We start from the raw sequence: 18,177 nt of genomic DNA, 5'->3' as shown, positions 1-18,177 counted from the left end.
TCTGCGTCTTTATGGATTGAGCCTGTGCGTGCCCTTATTCGTGCACTGATATTGTTGTTGTTTTTGGCCGCCCTGGCTGCGGGCGGAGCGTGGTGGTGGCTGAACCAGCCACTGAACTTGACAGCGCCCAATCTGGAGCTGGAGATCGAGCTCGGCACCACTCCGCGTGGCGTGGCTCAGAACGTGGTCAAGGCCGGTGTGCAGACCGATGCGCGCTTGCTGTATGCGTGGTTTCGTCTCTCGGGCAAGGATAGAGCCATCAAGGCTGGTAACTATGAGCTGAGCACCGGCCTCACGCCTTATGAGCTGCTGCAAAAGCTGGCGCGCGGTGAAGAAAGCCTGCGTGCGTTGACCATTGTTGAGGGCTGGAACTGGCGCCAGGTGCGCGCTGCGCTGGCTCGTGAAGAATTCCTCAAACAAGATAGCGCCGGCCTCAGCGATGAAGCGGTGATGACAGCGCTTGGCCGTGTGGGCGTGATGCCTGAGGGCCGCTTCTTCCCTGATACCTATACCTACGCCAAGGGCAGCTCTGATATGGCGGTGCTACGCCGCGCAATGCATTCTATGGATAGACGCTTGGCCGATGCTTGGGCCATGCGCGCGGCCAATACGCCGCTCAAGTCTGCCGATGAAGCGCTGACTCTGGCCAGCATCGTAGAAAAAGAAACCGGCCGCGCAGCCGATCGTGCGCTGATTGCCGGCGTTTTCGCCAACCGCCTGCGCATAGGCATGCGCCTGCAGACCGACCCCACGGTCATCTATGGCGTGGGCGCGAGCTTTGACGGCAATCTGCGCAAGCGTGACTTGCAGATAGATACGCCGTGGAACACCTATACCCGCGCTGGCCTGCCCATCACGCCCATTGCCATGCCCGGCAAGGCAGCGCTGATGGCGGCGGTGCAGCCCGACCAGACCAAGGCCTTGTACTTTGTGGCCAAGGGCGACGGCACCAGCCACTTCAGCGCATCGCTGGACGAGCACAATAGGGCCGTCAACCGCTACCAGCGTGGTCAGTAATCTTTGAAGATAGCAGGTTTGTGATGCCTGCGTCTCGTTTGAATCAACAAGCTGGCGCTACCATGAGGTGCGCTAGAGGAAATATCTGTGAGTACAGCTTCACCCAAGGGTCTGTTCATCAGTTTTGAAGGCATTGACGGTGCGGGTAAGTCCTCGCACATCGCCGGTCTGGCGCAAGCCTTTCGTGATCAGGGCCGTGTGGTCACTTTGACGCGTGAGCCCGGAGGCACGCCGCTGGCTGAAAAGCTGCGCGCCCTGATGCTGCATGACGCCATGGACCCGCTGACCGAGGCGCTGATTGCCTTTGCAGCGCGCCGCGATCATTTGGTACAGGTCATCGAGCCCGCGCTGGCGCGTGACGAAGTGGTCATCAGCGACCGTTTTACGGATGCCACCTTTGCTTATCAGGGCGCAGGCCGGGGTTTTGACTGGAGTCAGCTATCAGTTCTGGAGCGCATGGCGCAGACTGGTACTGCGCTTCAGGCCGGTTTGGCATCAAACTTCATGCGCGAGCCTGATATGACACTGTGGTTTGACCTGCCTGCCGAAGTGGCAGCTGTGAGGCTGGCGACAGCCCGTGTGCCCGATCGTTTTGAAGCCCAGCCCGGCGAGTTTTTTGCCCGTGTAGCCCAAGGCTATGCCCAGCGCGCCGAAGCAGCGCCGCAGCGCTTTGTGCGCGTAGATGCCAACACCAGCCGTGAAGCGGTGTGGGAGCAGATCGCACAGGCCGTGGTGGGCAAAGGCTGGCTGAGCAGCGCGGCGGAAAGCAAGGCATGAGCAAGCCGATTGTCGAGTCTGGCACTGAAGCTCCGTGGATTGCCGTGCAGCGCAGCCAGTTGCTGGCCCAGCGCGGCCACGCTTGGTTGCTGCAGGGACCATCCGGCCTGGGGCAGTACGCACTGGGCTTGTCTTTGGTGCGCGCCTGGTTGTGCGAACAGCCTTCGGCGCAAGGCGCTTGTGGTCAATGTGCCAGCTGTCACGCCATTGACGTGCGTGCCCATGCAGATTTGTGCGTGCTCATGCCCGAGGTGCAGATGATGGAGCTGGGCTGGCCGCTGTCTGAAAAAGCGCAGGCCGATATTGACGACAAAAAGCGCAAGCCCAGCAAAGAAATCCGCGTGGATGCCATGCGCGATGCTGTGGAGTTCTGCCAGCGCACCAGCGCGCGCGGTCGTGGCAAGGCGGTGCTGGTCTACCCGGCCGAGCAGATGAATGCCATCACGGCCAATGCCTTGCTCAAGACGCTGGAGGAGCCACCAGGCGATGCCCGATTTGTGCTGGCCAGCGAAGCATCGCACCTGCTGCTACCCACTATTCGCAGCCGCTGCCTGGCCCACACCATGACTTGGCCTGCCGTGCCAGAAGCTGCGCAATGGCTGCAGTCGCAAGGCATGAGTGAAGCCGATGCCGCTGCTGCACTGCAAGCTGCGGGCGGCCGCCCCGGCGATGCCCTTCGCATGGCGGGTGATGCAGGCCGTGCTGCAGCCTGGGCGCAGTTGCCGCGCCAGCTGGCCAAGGGCGATGTGGCGGCACTGGCTGTCTTTGGCCCTGTGGATGCGGTGGAAGCGCTGCAAAAAATCTGCCATGACCTGATGGCGCTGGCTGGCGGAGCTACCCCCCGTTACTTCTCACCAGGGGATTTGCCGGGCAAGCCCTTGTCCATGATGATGCTGACCGAATGGTCGCGTGAGCTGGTGCAGGCTGCGCGCACGGCCGATCACCCCTTTAATGCCGGGCTGATGATGGAGGCGTTGGCCTCCCGGGCACGCAATGTATTGACCTCAGGCAAATCGGCCAGAGCCGCACGCTGAGTCATAGCCTCCGGGTTTGGTGAATGTTTTGCAGGGTGTTACTCTATAAAGTGCTGCCGCTCGGCCGTTTCAAGAATTTTGTAATCCCACTATGAACGCAACTACCGCCCCCCGTCCCAGCGTAATGCAGCTGGCGATCAAGGAGAAGGCCGCTCTCTATGCGGCCTATATTCCTTTGTTCGTCGAGGGGGGGATTTTTGTACCCACACAGCGAGACTATCGTCTGGGCGATGATGTCTATGTGCTGCTCACGCTGCCTGAAGACCCGCAGCGCTACCCCGTAGCCGGGCGCGTAGCCTGGGTTACGCCCGAGCGAGCCTCTGGCAACCGCACTCAGGGCATCGGTCTTCAGTTTCCCAAAGACGCCAAGTCTGCTGAGCTCAAAGCCAAGATTGAGCAAATTCTCGGTACCTCACTGGGTTCTGAAAAACCGACGCAAACTCTGTAACTACCTCGCGTAGCCTTCAAACTGATGCTGCCCAAGTTAGGGTAGCCAAAGCAAAAGCCGCCTGGCGATGCTTCCGTTTCCCTCCCGCGAAGTGAGAGAAGGGCGCGGTTCCGCAACTCAGCGGCTGAGATTTTCTATGTTTACCGATTCGCATTGCCACCTGAACTATCCTGATCTGAGCGCCAATCTCGCGCAAATTCGCGAGGCGATGGCCGCTGCCAAGGTCACGCGTGCGCTGTGCATCTGCACGACGATGGAAGAGTTTCCGGATGTGCACCAGTTGGCGCTGGACTATGACAATTTCTGGGCCACGGTGGGCGTGCACCCCGATACTGAAGACATGACTGAGCCCAGTGTGCAGGATCTGGTCGATCGCGCCGCGCTACCCCGTGTGGTGGCGATTGGCGAGACCGGTCTTGATTACTACGGTATGGAAGACCGCAAGGGCGGCCGCACGATTGCCGACCTGGAGTGGCAGCGCGAGCGTTTTCGCACCCATATCCGTGCGGCGCAGATTACGCAAAAACCGCTGGTCATTCACACCCGCAGCAGCTCTGCGGACACGCTGGCCATTTTGCGCGAGTGCGGTGAGGCTGATAGCGCAACGCAGGCAGGCGGCGTCTTTCACTGCTTTACCGAGACCGCCGAAGTGGCGCGTGCCGGGCTGGATATGGGGTACTACATCTCCCTGTCGGGCATCGTGACCTTTAAAAATGCGCAGCATCTACGCGATGTGGCTGCTTTTGTACCGCTGGATCGGTTGCTGATCGAAACCGATAGCCCCTACCTCGCGCCCATGCCTTACCGTGGCAAGACGAATAATCCTTCCTACGTACCGTTTGTGGCCAAGCAAATTGCCGAGGTGCGCGGTATTTCCGTGGAAGAGGTGGCCGAGGCCACGAGTGTCAACTTTGATCGCCTGTTCAAGGGCGTGACCCAGCCCTAAGCCATCCGTGAATTCTGGAGCCACTGCATGAATCTGTTCGCAGCCCCAACCATCACTACCGCATCGCCATTGAACCGTCGCCACAGCTTGCGCTGGCTGGGCGCGGCCGTTGCGGGGGCTGCCGGTCTGCCAAGCATGGGCTGGGCCAGCGATTTTGAGGACTATTCGCGGGCGCTGGTCAGTGATAACTCCAGCACCATGGTTAACCTTATTTTTCGCGGCTTTGATGCCAATACGCTGGACTCGCGTGGGCGTCCCGGCTTGGTGGCGGCTTTGCACCAGGACTCGCTCAAGGTGTTTGATGTGCTGCTCAAAGCGCCCAAGATTAATGTGAATCTGGCCTCTCGCCAAAATGAGACCCCCCTGATGATGGCCTGCCTCAAAGGCCATCTCAAGCTGGTCAAAGAACTCATCAAGCGCGGCGCGGATGTGAACCGCGAAGGCTGGACGCCGCTGCACTACGCGGCATCGGCCGATACGCCGCAGACGCTGGACATCATCAAGCTGCTGCTGGAAGAAAACGCTTATATCGACGCCGCATCGCCCAACGGAACCACGCCGCTGATGATGGCGGCCCAGTACAGCAGCGAGGCCGTGGTCAAGCTGCTGCTGGAGGAGGGGGCGGACATCACACTGCGTAATCAGCGCAACTTGACGGCGGCAGACTTTGCCAAACTGGTAGATCGCCAGTACATGGCAGATCTCCTTGGCAAAGCTCTGAAGCAAGAGCGACGCACGCAGCCTTCACGCGGCACTTGGTAACGGCTACCCCTGAGCGGCGCGTTGTCGTTTCCCCTAGGGGACGCACCCTCGCTGTGCGGCGGCGTCTCCTTGGTGTCCCTGTGATTGCTACGGATAGATTGCGAGCGATGATCGTAAAAATACAAAGGGCTACAAGGTTTTTTGCCTTGTAGCCCTTTATTTATCAGCGATAGATGCTATTAAATTTGCGCCTCGCCGGGTGTGGCGGTGCTGCGCACTTGCGTATGCAGGCGTGCGTACAGGCCGCCCAGTGCAATCAGCTCGGCATGCGTGCCTTGCTCTGCAATCTGGCCGCGTTCCATCACCACCACACGGTTGGCATGCTCGATGGTGGACAGGCGGTGTGCTATCACCAGTGTGGTGCGGCCCTGCATCAGGCGGTTCAGGGCTTCTTGCACCAGACGCTCGGATTCGTTGTCCAGAGCCGAAGTCGCTTCGTCCAGAATCAGAATCGGCGCGTTCTTGTACAACGCGCGGGCAATGGCCAGGCGCTGGCGCTGGCCGCCAGACAGCTGGCTGGCGTTGTGGCCGACCAAGGTGTGCAGGCTTTGCGGCAGGCTGCGTACAAAGTCGCCCAAGTTTGCCGCTTCAAGCGCAGACCAGACGCGGGCTTCATCCACCTCGGTGCCCAGTGCGACGTTGGCTGCCACGCTGTCGTTGAGCATGACAACATCCTGGCTGACCATGGCGAACTGCTGGCGCAGCGCGTTCAAATCCCAATCGCTCAGTGGCACGCCATCCAGCGTGATCTGGCCGCTGGTGGGCGAGAAAAAGCGCGGCAGCAAGTTGACCAGCGTGGTCTTGCCCGCACCTGATGGGCCAACCAGGGCCACGACTTCGCCAGCCTTTACATTCAGGTTCAGATGAGACAGTGCCGGGGCCTTGTCTGGTCCAAACTGCACGGTCACATCGCTCAACTGCAGCGTGCCAGTGACGGGGGCCGTGGGCTTGAAAGTGCCACTTTGCTCATCGCTGGAGCCTTCCAGCAGGGACAGGCCTCGCTCCAGCGCTGCCACGCCGCGCGTGATGGGGTTGGCCACATCGGCAATACGGCGAATGGGGGCAATCAGCATCAGCATTGCCGAGATAAAGGCTGCAAAGCCGCCCACGGTCACATCCTGCACGGTGGAGCCAGTGCTTGCGCCTTGACGGCTTTGCCACAGGGCAATGCAGAGGATGACGGACAGCGCAATCGCGGCCAGTACTTGCGTCAGCGGTGTCATGGCGGCAGAGGCAATCGTGGCCTTGGTGTTGAGGCCGCGCAGCTGGCTGCTCAGCGCGCCAAAGCGCGACTGCTGTGACTGCTGGGCACCATGCAGGCGCACCATGCGGTGGGCGAGCACGTTTTCTTCCACCACATAGGCCAGTTCGTCAGTCGCAGTCTGGCTGGACTTGGTGATGCGGTACAGGCGGCGTGAGAGCGTCTTCATGACCCAGGCCACGCCAGGAACCATGAAGGCCACAATCAGCGTGAGCTGCCAGTTCAGATAGATCAGATAGCCGAGCAGGGCAATGAGCGTAAAGCCGTCGCGCGAGATGCTCATCATGGCCTGCACCAGTTGTTGGGCACCGGTCTGCACCTCGTAGACCACGGTGTTGGACAGGGCCGAGGCCGACTGGCGCGAGAACAGGCTCATATCGGCGGCCAGCAGGCGCTCAAACAGTTTTTTGCGCAGGGCCAGCATTCCGTCGTTGGTGATGCGCGCCAGTGCGTACTGGCCGGCAAACTGCGCCAGACCGCGAATGACGAACAGGCCAATCAGGAATACGGGCACCATCCACAGATCAAGTGAACCCTGGGTGAAGCCGCTGTCGAGCAGGGGCTTGAGCAGGGCGGGCATGGCGGGCTCGGTCGCCGCACCGATCAGGGTTGCCAGAATGGCCAGACCCCAGGCCCAGCGCTGACCTGAAAAATAAGGCGTCAGCCGCTTCAGGCGCTGCATTAAGGGCAGGTCGGCTGGGTTGACGGTGGCAGGTTGAGCTGGCGATGATGCCTGCGTGGTCTTGTTGGCCTCGCTTGGCGGTGTGGGCGGTGTGGCTTGCATAAGCGCGTAATTTTAGGGCTTGCGCTTTCGGAGTTGGCGCTGACCCCGATAGATGAATTTCTAGATGAAGTTGTAACCAACTATGCCTGTTTGGATATAAAGCGCAAGCCTGCGGCAAAATCACAGAGGGTATTGCCAGAGTCTGTTGCAGTCTCTGGCATGCTCCCGATCTGATTATTTTGTGGCACTTGCGTTTGATCACCCTACTGAGTACGTTCTTACATCAGGAATCCGTCAGTGTGTGTAACATTCGAGCTTGTGTTTGTACCGGGCACTTCCGGAAATTTAGATGGCTGCCAATGATTATTGACCGACTTCCATCCCTGACAACCTGGGCTGCAGGGCCGCGCGCTTCTCGTAGAGCCATGCTGGCAACGCTGGCTGCGACACCTGCCATTCCTGCGTTGGCCCAGTTCAGGGTTGAGGTAACAGGCGTGGGCCTGACACAGTTGCCGATTGCAATTGCCCCATTCAAGGGAGAGGGCTCGGCCCCGCAGAAGATTTCCGCCATTATTCAGGCTGATCTGGAGCGCAGCGGCCAGTTCCGCGGCGTGGATGCCTCGGGCATGGCGCTTGATGAGACATCGCGCCCCGACGTGGCGCAGTGGCGCCAAAAGGGCGCAGACTCTCTGGCGACTGGGAGCGTGACCCGCCTGGCTGATGGTCGCTGGGATGTGCGCTTTCGCTTGTGGGATGTCGTTAAGAGCCAGGACCTGGGTGGTCAGGGTTTTGCGGTCACTACGGGCGATCTGCGCCTGGTTGCACACCGTATTGCCGACTACATCTACGAAAAGCTCACGGGCGAGAAAGGTATTTTCTCCACCCGTATCGCTTACGTCACCAAGTCTGGTGCGCACTACCGCCTGTGGATTGCTGATGCGGATGGTGAGAACTCCCAGTCCGCGCTCTCCAGCCCTGAGCCTATCATCTCGCCAGCATGGGCACCAAACGGCACTCAACTAGCCTATGTGTCGTTTGAGTCGCGCAAGCCTGTGGTCTATGTGCACGACGTGGCCAGCGGCCATCGCCGTCTGCTGGCCAACTTCCGTGGCTCCAATAGCGCGCCGGCATGGTCGCCTGATGGCAGCCGTCTGGCCGTGACGCTGAGTCGTGATGGTGGCTCTCAGCTTTATCTGCTCAGTGCGCAGGGCGGTGAGCCCCGTCGCCTGATGCAAAGCAGCGGTATTGATACCGAGCCTTGCTTCTCAAGTGATGGTCGCACCATCTATTTCGTCAGTGACCGTGGCGGTGCGCCGCAGGTTTACAAAGTTTCGTCCTCTGGCGGCAGCGCCGAGCGCGTGACTTTTACGGGCACCTACAACATCTCGCCCGCCATCAGCCCTGACGGCAAATGGCTGGCCTATGTCTCTCGCGTTGGCGGTGGCTTCAAGCTGCAGGTCATGGACCTGGCTACAGGCACTGTGAATTCCGTCACGGACACCATTGCGGATGAAAGTCCAAGCTTTGCTCCTAATAGTCGCCTGATTGTGTATGCCACCATCCAGGGCGGTCGTGAAGCTCTCATGACTACGACTCTGGACGGCAAGATCAAGGCGCGTCTGGCAGGGGCAGGTGGAGATATACGTGAGCCCGACTGGGGCCCGTTCCAAAAGCAGTGATCTGAAGTTTTCGTTCCCCTTATTTAGTGATGAAGTCCGTTGTGGACTATTCGGAGAAATCTCATGTTGACTATCAAACGTCTTTCTTTGGCTTTGGCCGTAACGGCTCTGGTCGCAGGTTGCAGCTCGGGTGTCAAGCTCGACGACAAGCCTGTGGACGGCTCGCTCACCAGCCAAGGCGCTGGTGCTAACGGCCAAGGCCAAAGCGGTGTATCCGGCGTGGACCTGACTGGTTCTGCAGCTTCCAAGGCCGGCCCTCAGGGCGTCAGCCGTATCGTGTACTTTGACTTTGACAGCTACTCTGTCAAGGCTGATGCACAGCCCCAGATTGAATCCCACGCCAAGTTCATCAAGGCCAACCCTGCTGCCAAGGTGCAGTTGGAAGGCCACACCGACGAACGCGGTGGCCGTGAATATAACCTGGCGCTGGGCCAAAAGCGTGCAGAAGCTGTGCGCCGCTCCCTGGGTCTGTTGGGTGTGAATGACTCTCAAATTGAAGCCGTGAGCTACGGCAAGGAAAAGCCTGCTGTGGAAGGCAACAACGAAAGCGCCTTTTCCCAAAACCGTCGCGTTGAAATTAACTACCGTTAATGATGAAGCAGGCTTTGTTGACTCTCCGTCACGCAACGCTGCCGCAACTGCTGGTGGCTGGCCTGCTGGCCAGCTCTGCCATCAGCGCGCAGGCAGCTTTATTTGGTGATGACGAGGCGCGCCGCGCCATCATCGAGTTGCGCCAGCGCGCCGACAGCCTGCAGCAATCGCAGGAGCAGACTCGCCGTAGTCTGCTTGATCTGCAGTCGCAGATCGAAGCGCTCAAGGCTGACCAAGCCAAGCTGCGTGGTCAGAACGAGCAGCTGATGCGAGATTCATCCGAGCTGCAACGCGGACAAAAGGAACTGGCCAAGGGCTTTGATGAGCGCCTGCGCCAGTTCGAGCCTATCAGCGTGAATGTCGATGGCATGGAGTTCACTGCGGACCGCAGCGAGCAGCAAGACTTTGAGCAGGCTCTGGGCTTGTTTCGTTCGGGCAAGTTCTCCGAAGCGGGTCAGGCTTTTGCAGCCTTCTTGCGCCAGTGGCCCAAGAGTGGCTATACGTCTTCTGTGCGCTTCTGGCTGGGTAACTCGCAGTACGCTACGCGCGACTACAAGAACGCCATTGCCAACTTTCGCTCAGTCTTGACCAATGCGCCCATGCATGTGCGTGCGCCGGAGGCAGCTCTGTCCATCGCCAACTGCCAGGTTGAGTTGAAAGACACCAAGGCAGCGCGTAAGACGCTTGAAGATCTGTTGCAGGCCTATCCGAACTCGGAAGCTGCAGGGATAGCCAAGACCAAGCTGGCGACGCTCAAGTGATGGCCGATCATTCGCAGTCTCAAGCGGAAACAGCGCCTCAGTCCGGCGCTGTTTTTTTAACGGACGACGTAGATCAGCAGCGCCGCTTTGGCGGGCTAGAGCGTTTGTACGGCGTCAAGGGTGCAGCCCACATTCGTGCAGCCCACGTGGTAGTGGTCGGTATTGGTGGCGTAGGTTCGTGGACGGCTGAAGCGCTTGCGCGCAGCGGTGTGGGTCGTTTGACTCTGATTGATATGGATCATGTGGCTGAATCCAATATCAACCGCCAGATTCATGCGCTGACCAATACTGTGGGGCAGGCCAAGATCGAGGCCATGCGCGATCGCATTGCTTTGATCAATCCTGCTTGTCAGGTGGTTTGCATTGATGATTTTGTGGAGCCCGAGAACTGGCTGCAGTTGCTGCCCGCAGATGCGGATGCCGTGATTGATGCCTGTGATCAAGTCAAAGCAAAGACTGAGATGGCAGCCCATGCCCGCAAGATCAAGCAATGCTTTATTGCTGTGGGTGCGGCGGGCGGCAAGCGACTTGCGCATTTGGTGGATATTGCTGACCTCAGTGCCACCACGCATGATCCGCTCCTCTCACAACTGCGTTATCGCTTGCGCAAGCAGCATGGCGCGCCTAAAGATGGCAAGCGTATGGGGGTGACCTGTGTGTTCAGCCGCGAAGCGGTTGCGCCGCCTGATGCCTCTTGCGCCATTGAGGGTGACGGTAGCTTGAACTGCCACGGCTATGGCTCGGTAGTGGCTGTGACCGCGACGTTCGGCCAGTGCGCAGCAGGCTGGGTTCTGGACCAATTAGCACGCAAATCCAATTAATTGGGTCACTTTCCTGAGAGACAGGAAAAGTAGATTACAATAACGTCATTCCACTGAATAAGCAAACATTGCTTTTGAGGTGCGGAGGGGTCTTTAGCTCAGCCGGTAGAGCAGCGGACTTTTAATCCGTTGGTCACGAGTTCGAATCTCGTAGGACCCACCAAGATCAGCAAGCCGCTACAGCTATTAAAGTTGTAGCGGCTTTTCTGTTTTATTCCCGCCGTGGGAATATTCATCACCCCAAAGAGTTTCGCTTTGCGATCTTTGAGCGGTCGTAGACCCGTGCAGTTGTTGCAGTACTGGCGTGCAATTCGGGTAGCGCTCCGTACTGCTCTTTGTGCTGTGTCGTGTAGTACGCCCGAAGATCATGGAATGTGAATCGGCGCTGAATTACACCTTCCTCCAGCGCATCAACCATAGCCCGCTGCCAACCAGAAGTGAAGCCCGATTCAGTCAGCGGATTGCCTTGCTGATTGATGAACACATGCAGTGAGGTTTCTGGGCGAGGCAAGCCAAGCAGGCGCACAGCCAAGTTGCGCATCGCAGGTCCCATGGTGATGCTCTCAGCCTTTTTGCTGCCGCCGTGTTGTTTCGCGCGCATCAGACGAATCACGTCGCCTTGCAAATCAATCTGCGGGGTTTGTAGTTCCAGAAATTCAGCGCGGCGCGAACCAGCGAGAGCGGCGAACTCAGCCATAAGGGCCAGCATACGCCTAGCGGGTCCACCACGAAACAACCAATCAAGGTAGGAGCGCAGCTCTTCGGGCTCTGGTGCTTCAGTTCGTGCTTTCTCTGAATTTTTCTTAACCTGCTTGCATGGGTTGCTATCAATTTCTCCACGCTCAATGGCGACATTCATGAGATTTGAGAGCAGAGCGATCTCCCGATTGCCACGCACGGGAGCCTCGGCGCGCTCGACTCGCAGATAACGCGCAATGTCGGTTGGGCGAATGACCCCGGCGGGCACGTCGCCCATCACCTCCAGCAGCTTGACGCTATAGGCTTGGTAGTCGCTCTTTGTGCGCTCTTTGAGTTCCGCCCATTTCGGGGTCTGCTGATAAAGGTCCCACAGTGCGCGCACAGTACCTTGGCTCGATGCTTGTGCATTGACTCCGAGGACTTGGCGCACAGCCTCGTCACGATCAGTGCCGAGGTTGATCGGTTTGCCACCCATTGGGTGATAGCGGTACGTTACCTTCCCATCTTTGCGAGGGCGAGCCTCCATTCTCGGCAGGAGGCCAAAGCCGGATGCTCGTTCGCGTCTGCGTCCCATTACTTTCTCCAGTTAAATCCACGTGACTGAGCTTCCGTGGCTTGCTTTTGCTTCAGGCGCTCCTCTGCCACTGCTCTTCCAACGATAGGCACGCCGTCTGGGCGGCGGCCGGCCACCGGGATACCAAGCACTTTCTCAATGAATCGCTTCTGTGCTGCGCGCTGGGTTAGCGGCGTGCACAGATCGTCAACCTCCTGAGGGGAGAGATAGAGACTCATATCCATCCAATCATTTGTAAAGCCTCTTGCGAGGTTGTTTGTTTTCTTGCGGAGTCGTAGCGAGGCGGTAGGCCTGCCAAAGTTGCAGCCCCTCCGGGCACCGCTCCTGCTTTCCAGGCGTTGCGCCCGCTGATATGCAATAGGGGCAGTTGAAGTGGTGATTGAGGTAAGCCTTGTCTTCTGGCAGGTCCACGGTGCTGGTGCTGGTCGCCATGAGATCTCCCAAAAAGCAGAACCCCGCTCAGTGGCGGGGCTCGGGGTTGTGCTGTTTTTGATTGTCTTCACGCGCGGCGCCATGTTTGAAATAGAACACCGCGTGCGTATGCGATGCGTGCCCATTGAGGCCAATCGCGTTGGGTGATGCGTGAAAGGTGTGCGTACTTGGCATGGCTACGCCCCAATGCTTCAAACCAGCGCTTTCCTGCCATTCGCTTAGACATGCTCGCCCCCTTGTTTCTGCTGAGCTGCCGGGGTGGTGGCAAGCGCGGCACGTACGGCAACAAGCGCTTTGGCTTCACTGGTCACACTGATGGCGTGGCCTGGACTTGCCTTCAGGATTCGTGCAATTGCGACTTCCAGCGCTGCTTCTGCTTCACGCAAGGCATCAATAGTTGGCACTGCCACTGCCACTGCCACTGCTGCGTGCGCTGCTTCACCCATGGCGAGAATTGCCTGTTGACTGTAGTGCGCAAGCGCCTCTGTCTTTGTGGGCGGCTCCTGGATCTGGTGCAGGCATTGGCGGGGTGGCGCAATGTTGGAGGTACCCACACCAGTAAACGCGTTCCAAGCAGCGACGATGCGCTCAACGATTTGCTGCTGGCCATGAAAAGGCAGGCTGCCTAGGGCAACAGCTGCATATAGCGTCTGACCATCTGGTAGCGCAACTTGCAGTGGAATCTCGATATTCAGCGGCGCGCTCGGATCGTCCGTGTAGGGCACTCCAAGTGTCATTGGCAACGTTTCAATAAGTGGCTGGCTTGCTTTGTTTTGCATATTGGCTCCCAGAATGAGAAAAGCCTGCGGCGGCGGGCTGGTGTGTTGGTTGTGTGGCGTCTGCAAAAGGTTTACGAAGCAGGAATCGTCGCTTTACACCGGTGCAATAAAACGGACTCTGCGGAACCAGCCACGCGTAAAGGAGATTCAAATGCCTTACATCGCAGATTTCTTTGGTTTACAACTGATAGCGCTTGCTGCCTTGTACGCTTGGTATAGGCTATCTATGCTCTGAGTCGGCCTTTTGAGAGGGGCGCTGTGCTCCAGAAAGCAAAAAGCCCGCTCAGTGGCGGGCATGATGGAAGATTAAACGGAAGCCGCACAGGTTCACTGACTATCCGCTGGCGTTCTGAACTCTTGCCATGGCGTATTGCATTGCTGAGCTTCGGGGTAATAGCCCTGTGGGTTGTCGCAGTAATACGAAAAGTTCGGTTGAGGCACTGGGCCGGTTACGCCCGAGTCGTAGATTGGCACCGCGTACGTAATGGGGGACACCACCAGCGGATATGGATATACCGGCGCAGCATAGAAATACCCTAAGCCTCCGGTAGCCCACCACCAACCGCAGCGCCCGCCCCAGCAAGTCTGGCTCCAGCGGCCACCGCTCCAGCGTGCAAAGTCTGGTCGGCTGAAGCCGTGAACGTCGTTACCCGGCCGGTATGCCCATCGGCCAGAATCCATACGATGGTCTCCCCTGCCAAGGGCTGCTCCGCCGCCAAAATGACCACCGTAGGCCGCACCACCATGGGAGAAGCCACCTTCATGACCGCCATGGCCGCCATGTTGCGCAAGGGCCGGACCCGAGCCGGCCAGGAGAAGTGCGCCAGCGAGCAGCCAGCGTGAAGAAGATACAGACATGTTCGCGCTCCTCGTCCACCGAATCGCGCTCTCCAACGCAGCGAAGAACGCTCCATCGATGTCATTCACGATACGCCGAAACTGTAAAGAGGGCATTGCCGCTGTGTAAATTTGCGCAGCTGGCATTCATGTCTATCTTGGTAAGCATAGGGCTCCAGAAAGCAAAAGCCCGCTCAGTGGCGGGCCGTAAGGGGTAAGGTGAAAACCTCGCTACGAGGGATTCATATAGCGCTGAGGCATATCAGGCTGCAACTGCATCTGGCTGGCGGGGGCTGTCAATGAAGATGTCTGGATAGGTCACTCCAGATACATGCACTCGATCACGGCCAGCATTTTTCGCTTGGTAAAGGAGTTGATCGGCTTCTTTTATGGCTTGTTCCAGCTGGAGAGGGTTGGTGACCGGTGAAATCCCAAAGCTCATAGTCAGTTTTGGACCGGATGGAAGAACTGTATTATTTGAGCCGAGGTCACGCTGGATTCGCAGGGCAATTAGTTCTGCATCTCGCAGAGTTGTGTCGATCAATAAAAGCACAAATTCTTCACCGCCAAACCGTGCGACCAAATCGTGCTCTCGGACATTCTTTTGAAGAGTCGCCGAAGCAAGTTGTAGCACCTGATCGCCACGCTCGTGGCCCCAAGTGTCGTTAATGCGTTTGAAGTGATCCATATCACAGCTCAGAACTGAAATTGGATAAAGCCGTCTGTCAGCAAGACGCTTCTGGGCATGTTCTTGAAAAGCTCGGCGGTTCAGAATTTTTGTCAATGCATCATGATCGCGTTCTTCGCGCAGCTTGCAGATGATTTCATTGATTGCAATGAAGATCATCACCACTGTAAAAAGGATTGAGAAGCTCAGAACGCTCATTAGCGTCAAGAGCCAATACGGCGACTTTGGAAGCGACCTAAGATCCGTGTATCCGAGTAGCCATATCAAAACGGGGCGAGTGAAGGTATAGGCCGTGAAGATGATGCTTAGCCATAGCAGCGACCTATCAAGCCAATCAAATGAGGTTTTCTTTGCTCTGACCTTTAAGATCGGGAGCAGCAAGACTAGGCCAGAGCCAATGCTAAAAGAGCTTACTCGTGCCCAAACGTTTTGTTCGATACTGCTGAAGTAATGTAGGTTAGCTAGCGTGACGATGGCAATAATTAATGCTGCATTCCGTTGGGCTGATACCTTCCATCTTTCAGCCCAGCTGTTTGCAAGACACCATGCTCCAAGCAAGTAGAAACAGCCAATGACTAGAGCGTAGTGATTGAGGACTTCCAGGGGGAATATGCTTTGTGCTCCGAGTGAAAGTGCAGTCAGTGAATATGCGCATGATTGCCATAGCAAAAAACTCTGAGAACGTTGAATCAACCAAGCAAGGATCAACACTGACGCCAGAGCTAGCATTGCCAGCGACGGCATGAGAATCAAGTAGTCACTGTTCGCGAACATCTGGCTGAGACCTCCTCGATTAAAAACCGAAACTGAACAGTAATACTTGTCACTCAACTGCAAGATGTTCAACTAACAGTCTCTATCAGTGAATCTTGCTGTGTTACGTGACAAGATGTCACGACGGGATGATCTTTGATCTTTGTAGTCCAGATTCGCATCTTCGGGGAGATGTGCTTTTGGATTTTCTCCCCCTGTCGCTTGTTGGATGTCATACAGCTATTTTCTTGATTTCGAGCAGCTGCACATCAAGCCAGCCTGTCTTGATAGCCAACTCCTTGCAGAGTAGGGCAGCCTCTTGAAGGGGGTACGGCTTGCTGCGCAAAGCGGTGCGCTTGGCTGTACGACGCCACGCGGATTCATCAAAAGGCTCCGGCGGTTTTCCGCCTGCCTTTTGTGCCATTTGGCGCAGCTGTTAATGGGCCGCCTTAGCCTCTTCCAGCTTTCCGGGTGGGATGCCCGAAACGCGCCAACCCTTGTGCACCGAGACGGTGTCTCCTTTGGAGGCAAGGCGTTTTTGACGCTCAAGCTCCATTCCTTGGGCTCGCATGGCTGCCATTCGGGTCTGAGAGATAGGGTCGCCGTTGTGGTTCACGAAAGTCAGACTCATAGGAGCCTCCAAAGAAAAAGCCCGCGGCATGGCGGGCTGGTGGATTGAAGAGACAGTGGTTAGAACGGGTTTGCGCCTGGAGTTGTGTCAGTCGGCGCGGCCTTTGGGCCGGTAGTGCTGGCGCTGGCAGCCAGTGATGCGGGCAGGGTGCTCAGGCCGGTGCGACCTTCGCCGCCCAGGTCTTCGATCAGATCAGGAATCAGGCGCGACAGCTCGCCGGTGGCAATGGCCACATCGGTATCAAAGCCGCCATCGTCCTCGCTGTTGCCATCCATGACTGCATCCAGCAGTGCAATCTTTTTGATCTGCAGGCCTTCGGTCAGCACAAAGCTCACGCGGTCATCCCAGGTCATGGCCAGCTTGGTGGGCATCTTGCCGTGCTCGATGTGCTGGCGCACCTCGTCAATATCCAGCGGGTGGCGTGCGTAGCGCACCACAGCCTTGGATTCGTCGACAGCCTTCAGTTCAGTCTCGCGGTCAGCAGTGAAGCTGGCAGGCGGCTCCTGGGTCATCAGCCAGTGCGCCATGGCAGCCTGCGGGCTGGTCTGGGTATCCAGCAGGGCCAGCGCGAAGCCGGGCAGACCTTCCACCAGCAGCGTTACTACTTCATCGGCACGGCCTTGCGCACTGGTATCGAGCACCAGCGTACGCGCCTGCGGGTCAATCCATACCCACATGGCACCTTGCTTGGTAAAGGCCATGGGCAGTAAATCCAGCCTCGCCTCGTCCTTCAGGTCTTTTTTCTCTTTCTTGCCGGGCTTGCGCCCCTCGGCCTTCTCGATGGCATCAGCCTTTTCGTTAACCCTGCGGTTGAGCACGCTGGCAGGCAGCATCTTGGCCTCGGTCATGAAGCGCATTACCCATTGGCCGGCCACCGATTCGACCAGCGGGCCATGCTGCTCACCGCGCGGCGGCATCCAGCCGACCGAGCGTTCCTGCGTCGCGCCGCACTCGGCAAACACTGTCTTTTGCAGCGCATCTTCCAGCACCTGCAGATCGCCCTGCCAGCTTTCGGCAATGCGATAAACAATCATGTTCTTGAACATTGGAGCTCCAGAAAAAGCAAAGCCCGCTTGAAAGCGGGAGGGCATGGCTTGAATAGCTATTGGCATATGGCACATCAACCTACAGCGGCTGGTGTTCAGCAGGAATAGCCTGAGATCTCCACGTTTTGAAGGAGCCACTTATGAAATCGCTACTTTTGATTGCGGTAGTAGTCAGTACGTTGACTGGCTGCTCGATGATGCCGAGTCGTGATTCGGGGTCGATGTCATCACAAGGTTCCAGTCAGTCAATGGGCTCTATGAGCATGGGCGGCGGCATGATGTATGGGCGCAATATGCAGACCTGGAATGGTGGAGACGGTCCATACTTTGTTCGCGGCAACATGTAGTGGGAGCCGAGGCTGTGCAGTTATCACTCTGGCTTTTGTTTCAAGCACTGCACGGTCTTTTTATCCAGCCACTCGGCGTGCATGCCAGGGCAGGCAAAGGCATCGCGGGCGGCCATACGGATTGCGCCGGCGGGCGCAGGTGGCTCAGCGGGTTCCTCATCGGCCTGCGCTGGGGGAGTGACCCAAAGTAGGAGTAGCGTCACAGAGAGGATCGCCAGAGCGATTGCGTAAAGGGCTTTAGTCATCGTTGTCGTCCTCATCTTCATGGCCTTGCACGCCAGATTGGTGAATGAGCAGGGAGCGATAGCCGGGGCTGTCTCCGGCCTTGGATAAATCAATGCGGTGGACAGTCCCGCCGCGCCATGCACGGCTTTCGGTGAAGTTAGGCAGGCCTGGCAGGTGCTCAATTCCTGTGATGGGTTCTATGGATGTGCGCAGGGTGATGCCGCTCTCTGTCGCCAAGCGGTTCAAGGTGCGAGCAGAAATTCCGGTTGCTCTGCTCAGGGTGCGAGCGGTGGCTCGCGGCCCGAAGACCTTCACCAATTCATAAGCGTCTTGAAAGTGCATAAA

23 protein-coding genes and 1 tRNA gene are annotated in these 18,177 nt (G+C 57.8%); 13 read left to right on the top strand and 11 right to left on the bottom strand.

What is annotated here, in order from left to right:
- The first annotated feature begins 24 nt into the window (after positions 1-24).
- The 6 genes from mltG to CLU84_RS12630 all read left to right on the top strand — a co-directional run bounded on the left by mltG (position 25) and on the right by CLU84_RS12630 (position 4,984).
- Positions 25-1,017, top strand: a complete 993-nt coding sequence (gene mltG / locus CLU84_RS12655; RefSeq protein ID WP_099737470.1) for an endolytic transglycosylase MltG — start codon at positions 25-27, stop codon at positions 1,015-1,017.
- Positions 1,018-1,104: 87 nt separating this feature from the next.
- On the top strand, positions 1,105-1,794 hold the full coding sequence (tmk, locus tag CLU84_RS12650) for a dTMP kinase (protein ID WP_099737469.1): 690 nt from the start codon (positions 1,105-1,107) through the stop codon (positions 1,792-1,794).
- On the top strand, positions 1,791-2,828 hold the full coding sequence (locus tag CLU84_RS12645) for a DNA polymerase III subunit delta' (protein ID WP_099737468.1): 1,038 nt from the start codon (positions 1,791-1,793) through the stop codon (positions 2,826-2,828). The genes tmk and CLU84_RS12645 overlap by 4 nt, the downstream gene beginning before the upstream one ends.
- 91 nt (positions 2,829-2,919) lie before the next feature.
- A complete protein-coding gene (locus tag CLU84_RS12640) occupies positions 2,920-3,276 on the top strand; it encodes a PilZ domain-containing protein (protein WP_099737467.1) in 357 nt (118 codons plus the stop codon).
- A 136-nt stretch (positions 3,277-3,412) separates the two neighbouring features.
- Complete coding sequence (locus tag CLU84_RS12635) at positions 3,413-4,222, top strand: TatD family hydrolase (RefSeq protein ID WP_099737466.1); 810 nt, start codon at positions 3,413-3,415, stop codon at positions 4,220-4,222.
- Positions 4,223-4,249: 27 nt separating this feature from the next.
- Complete coding sequence (locus CLU84_RS12630; protein ID WP_099737465.1) at positions 4,250-4,984, top strand: ankyrin repeat domain-containing protein; 735 nt, start codon at positions 4,250-4,252, stop codon at positions 4,982-4,984.
- 179 nt (positions 4,985-5,163) lie between these two features.
- On the opposite strand, the gene msbA is transcribed toward CLU84_RS12630, so the two are convergent.
- Positions 5,164-7,029 (bottom strand): lipid A export permease/ATP-binding protein MsbA, encoded by a 1,866-nt coding sequence (msbA, locus tag CLU84_RS12625; protein WP_369826845.1) that lies wholly within the window; start codon positions 7,027-7,029, stop codon positions 5,164-5,166.
- Positions 7,030-7,328: 299 nt separating this feature from the next.
- Here msbA and tolB point away from each other — a divergent pair, with 299 nt between their 5' ends.
- The 5 genes from tolB (at position 7,329) to CLU84_RS12600 (ending at position 10,984) form a co-directional block, all read left to right on the top strand.
- Positions 7,329-8,648: a Tol-Pal system beta propeller repeat protein TolB gene (gene tolB / locus CLU84_RS12620; RefSeq protein WP_099737464.1), complete on the top strand. Its 1,320-nt coding sequence runs from the start codon at positions 7,329-7,331 to the stop codon at positions 8,646-8,648.
- Between the two features lie 63 nt (positions 8,649-8,711).
- Complete coding sequence (gene pal, locus CLU84_RS12615; RefSeq protein WP_099737463.1) at positions 8,712-9,239, top strand: peptidoglycan-associated lipoprotein Pal; 528 nt, start codon at positions 8,712-8,714, stop codon at positions 9,237-9,239.
- Positions 9,239-10,000, top strand: a complete 762-nt coding sequence (ybgF, locus tag CLU84_RS12610) for a tol-pal system protein YbgF (protein WP_099737462.1) — start codon at positions 9,239-9,241, stop codon at positions 9,998-10,000. The genes pal and ybgF overlap by 1 nt, the downstream gene beginning before the upstream one ends.
- Positions 10,000-10,821, top strand: coding sequence for a ThiF family adenylyltransferase (locus CLU84_RS12605; protein ID WP_099737461.1), 822 nt, complete (start codon positions 10,000-10,002; stop codon positions 10,819-10,821). Before ybgF ends, CLU84_RS12605 begins: the two co-directional genes overlap by 1 nt.
- 87 nt (positions 10,822-10,908) lie before the next feature.
- A tRNA-Lys gene (locus CLU84_RS12600) sits at positions 10,909-10,984 on the top strand.
- Between the two features lie 72 nt (positions 10,985-11,056).
- On the opposite strand, the gene CLU84_RS12595 is transcribed toward CLU84_RS12600, so the two are convergent.
- The 4 genes from CLU84_RS12595 to CLU84_RS12570 form a co-directional block, all read right to left on the bottom strand.
- Complete coding sequence (locus CLU84_RS12595; protein WP_099737460.1) at positions 11,057-11,995, bottom strand: tyrosine-type recombinase/integrase; 939 nt, start codon at positions 11,993-11,995, stop codon at positions 11,057-11,059.
- A gap of 327 nt (positions 11,996-12,322) precedes the next feature.
- Positions 12,323-12,526: a hypothetical protein gene (locus CLU84_RS21935; protein ID WP_144445462.1), complete on the bottom strand. Its 204-nt coding sequence runs from the start codon at positions 12,524-12,526 to the stop codon at positions 12,323-12,325.
- Between the two features lie 218 nt (positions 12,527-12,744).
- On the bottom strand, positions 12,745-13,305 hold the full coding sequence (locus CLU84_RS12580; RefSeq protein WP_144445461.1) for a hypothetical protein: 561 nt from the start codon (positions 13,303-13,305) through the stop codon (positions 12,745-12,747).
- A gap of 327 nt (positions 13,306-13,632) precedes the next feature.
- Entirely contained in the window at positions 13,633-13,986 is a 354-nt protein-coding gene (locus tag CLU84_RS12570; RefSeq protein ID WP_233210036.1) for a hypothetical protein, read from the bottom strand.
- A gap of 3 nt (positions 13,987-13,989) precedes the next feature.
- On the opposite strand from CLU84_RS12570, the gene CLU84_RS22460 reads away from it, so the two are divergent.
- Positions 13,990-14,148, top strand: a complete 159-nt coding sequence (locus tag CLU84_RS22460) for a hypothetical protein (protein WP_233210035.1) — start codon at positions 13,990-13,992, stop codon at positions 14,146-14,148.
- A 256-nt stretch (positions 14,149-14,404) separates the two neighbouring features.
- On the opposite strand, the gene CLU84_RS12565 is transcribed toward CLU84_RS22460, so the two are convergent.
- The 4 genes from CLU84_RS12565 to CLU84_RS12555 all read right to left on the bottom strand — a co-directional run bounded on the left by CLU84_RS12565 (position 14,405) and on the right by CLU84_RS12555 (position 17,260).
- A complete protein-coding gene (locus tag CLU84_RS12565) occupies positions 14,405-15,604 on the bottom strand; it encodes a diguanylate cyclase (protein ID WP_099737455.1) in 1,200 nt (399 codons plus the stop codon).
- Positions 15,605-15,815: 211 nt separating this feature from the next.
- Entirely contained in the window at positions 15,816-16,007 is a 192-nt protein-coding gene (locus CLU84_RS22455; RefSeq protein ID WP_233210034.1) for a hypothetical protein, read from the bottom strand.
- A gap of 12 nt (positions 16,008-16,019) precedes the next feature.
- Positions 16,020-16,214 (bottom strand): hypothetical protein, encoded by a 195-nt coding sequence (locus CLU84_RS22450; RefSeq protein ID WP_233210033.1) that lies wholly within the window; start codon positions 16,212-16,214, stop codon positions 16,020-16,022.
- Positions 16,215-16,273: 59 nt separating this feature from the next.
- Entirely contained in the window at positions 16,274-17,260 is a 987-nt protein-coding gene (locus CLU84_RS12555; RefSeq protein WP_099737454.1) for a recombination-associated protein RdgC, read from the bottom strand.
- Between the two features lie 140 nt (positions 17,261-17,400).
- On the opposite strand from CLU84_RS12555, the gene CLU84_RS12550 reads away from it, so the two are divergent.
- Positions 17,401-17,607 (top strand): hypothetical protein, encoded by a 207-nt coding sequence (locus CLU84_RS12550; RefSeq protein WP_099737453.1) that lies wholly within the window; start codon positions 17,401-17,403, stop codon positions 17,605-17,607.
- Positions 17,608-17,630: 23 nt separating this feature from the next.
- On the opposite strand, the gene CLU84_RS12545 is transcribed toward CLU84_RS12550, so the two are convergent.
- Complete coding sequence (locus CLU84_RS12545; RefSeq protein ID WP_099737452.1) at positions 17,631-17,852, bottom strand: hypothetical protein; 222 nt, start codon at positions 17,850-17,852, stop codon at positions 17,631-17,633.
- A complete protein-coding gene (locus CLU84_RS12540) occupies positions 17,845-18,078 on the bottom strand; it encodes a hypothetical protein (protein WP_158235198.1) in 234 nt (77 codons plus the stop codon). The genes CLU84_RS12545 and CLU84_RS12540 overlap by 8 nt, the downstream gene beginning before the upstream one ends.
- Between the last annotated feature and the right edge of the window lie 99 nt (positions 18,079-18,177).

Origin of the sequence: Comamonas sp. 26, from assembly GCF_002754475.1 — a bacterium.
Lineage (GTDB): Bacteria > Pseudomonadota > Gammaproteobacteria > Burkholderiales > Burkholderiaceae_C > Comamonas.
Note: the sequence above shows the minus strand (reverse complement) of the source record. Positions and strands in the feature narration are given on the sequence as shown.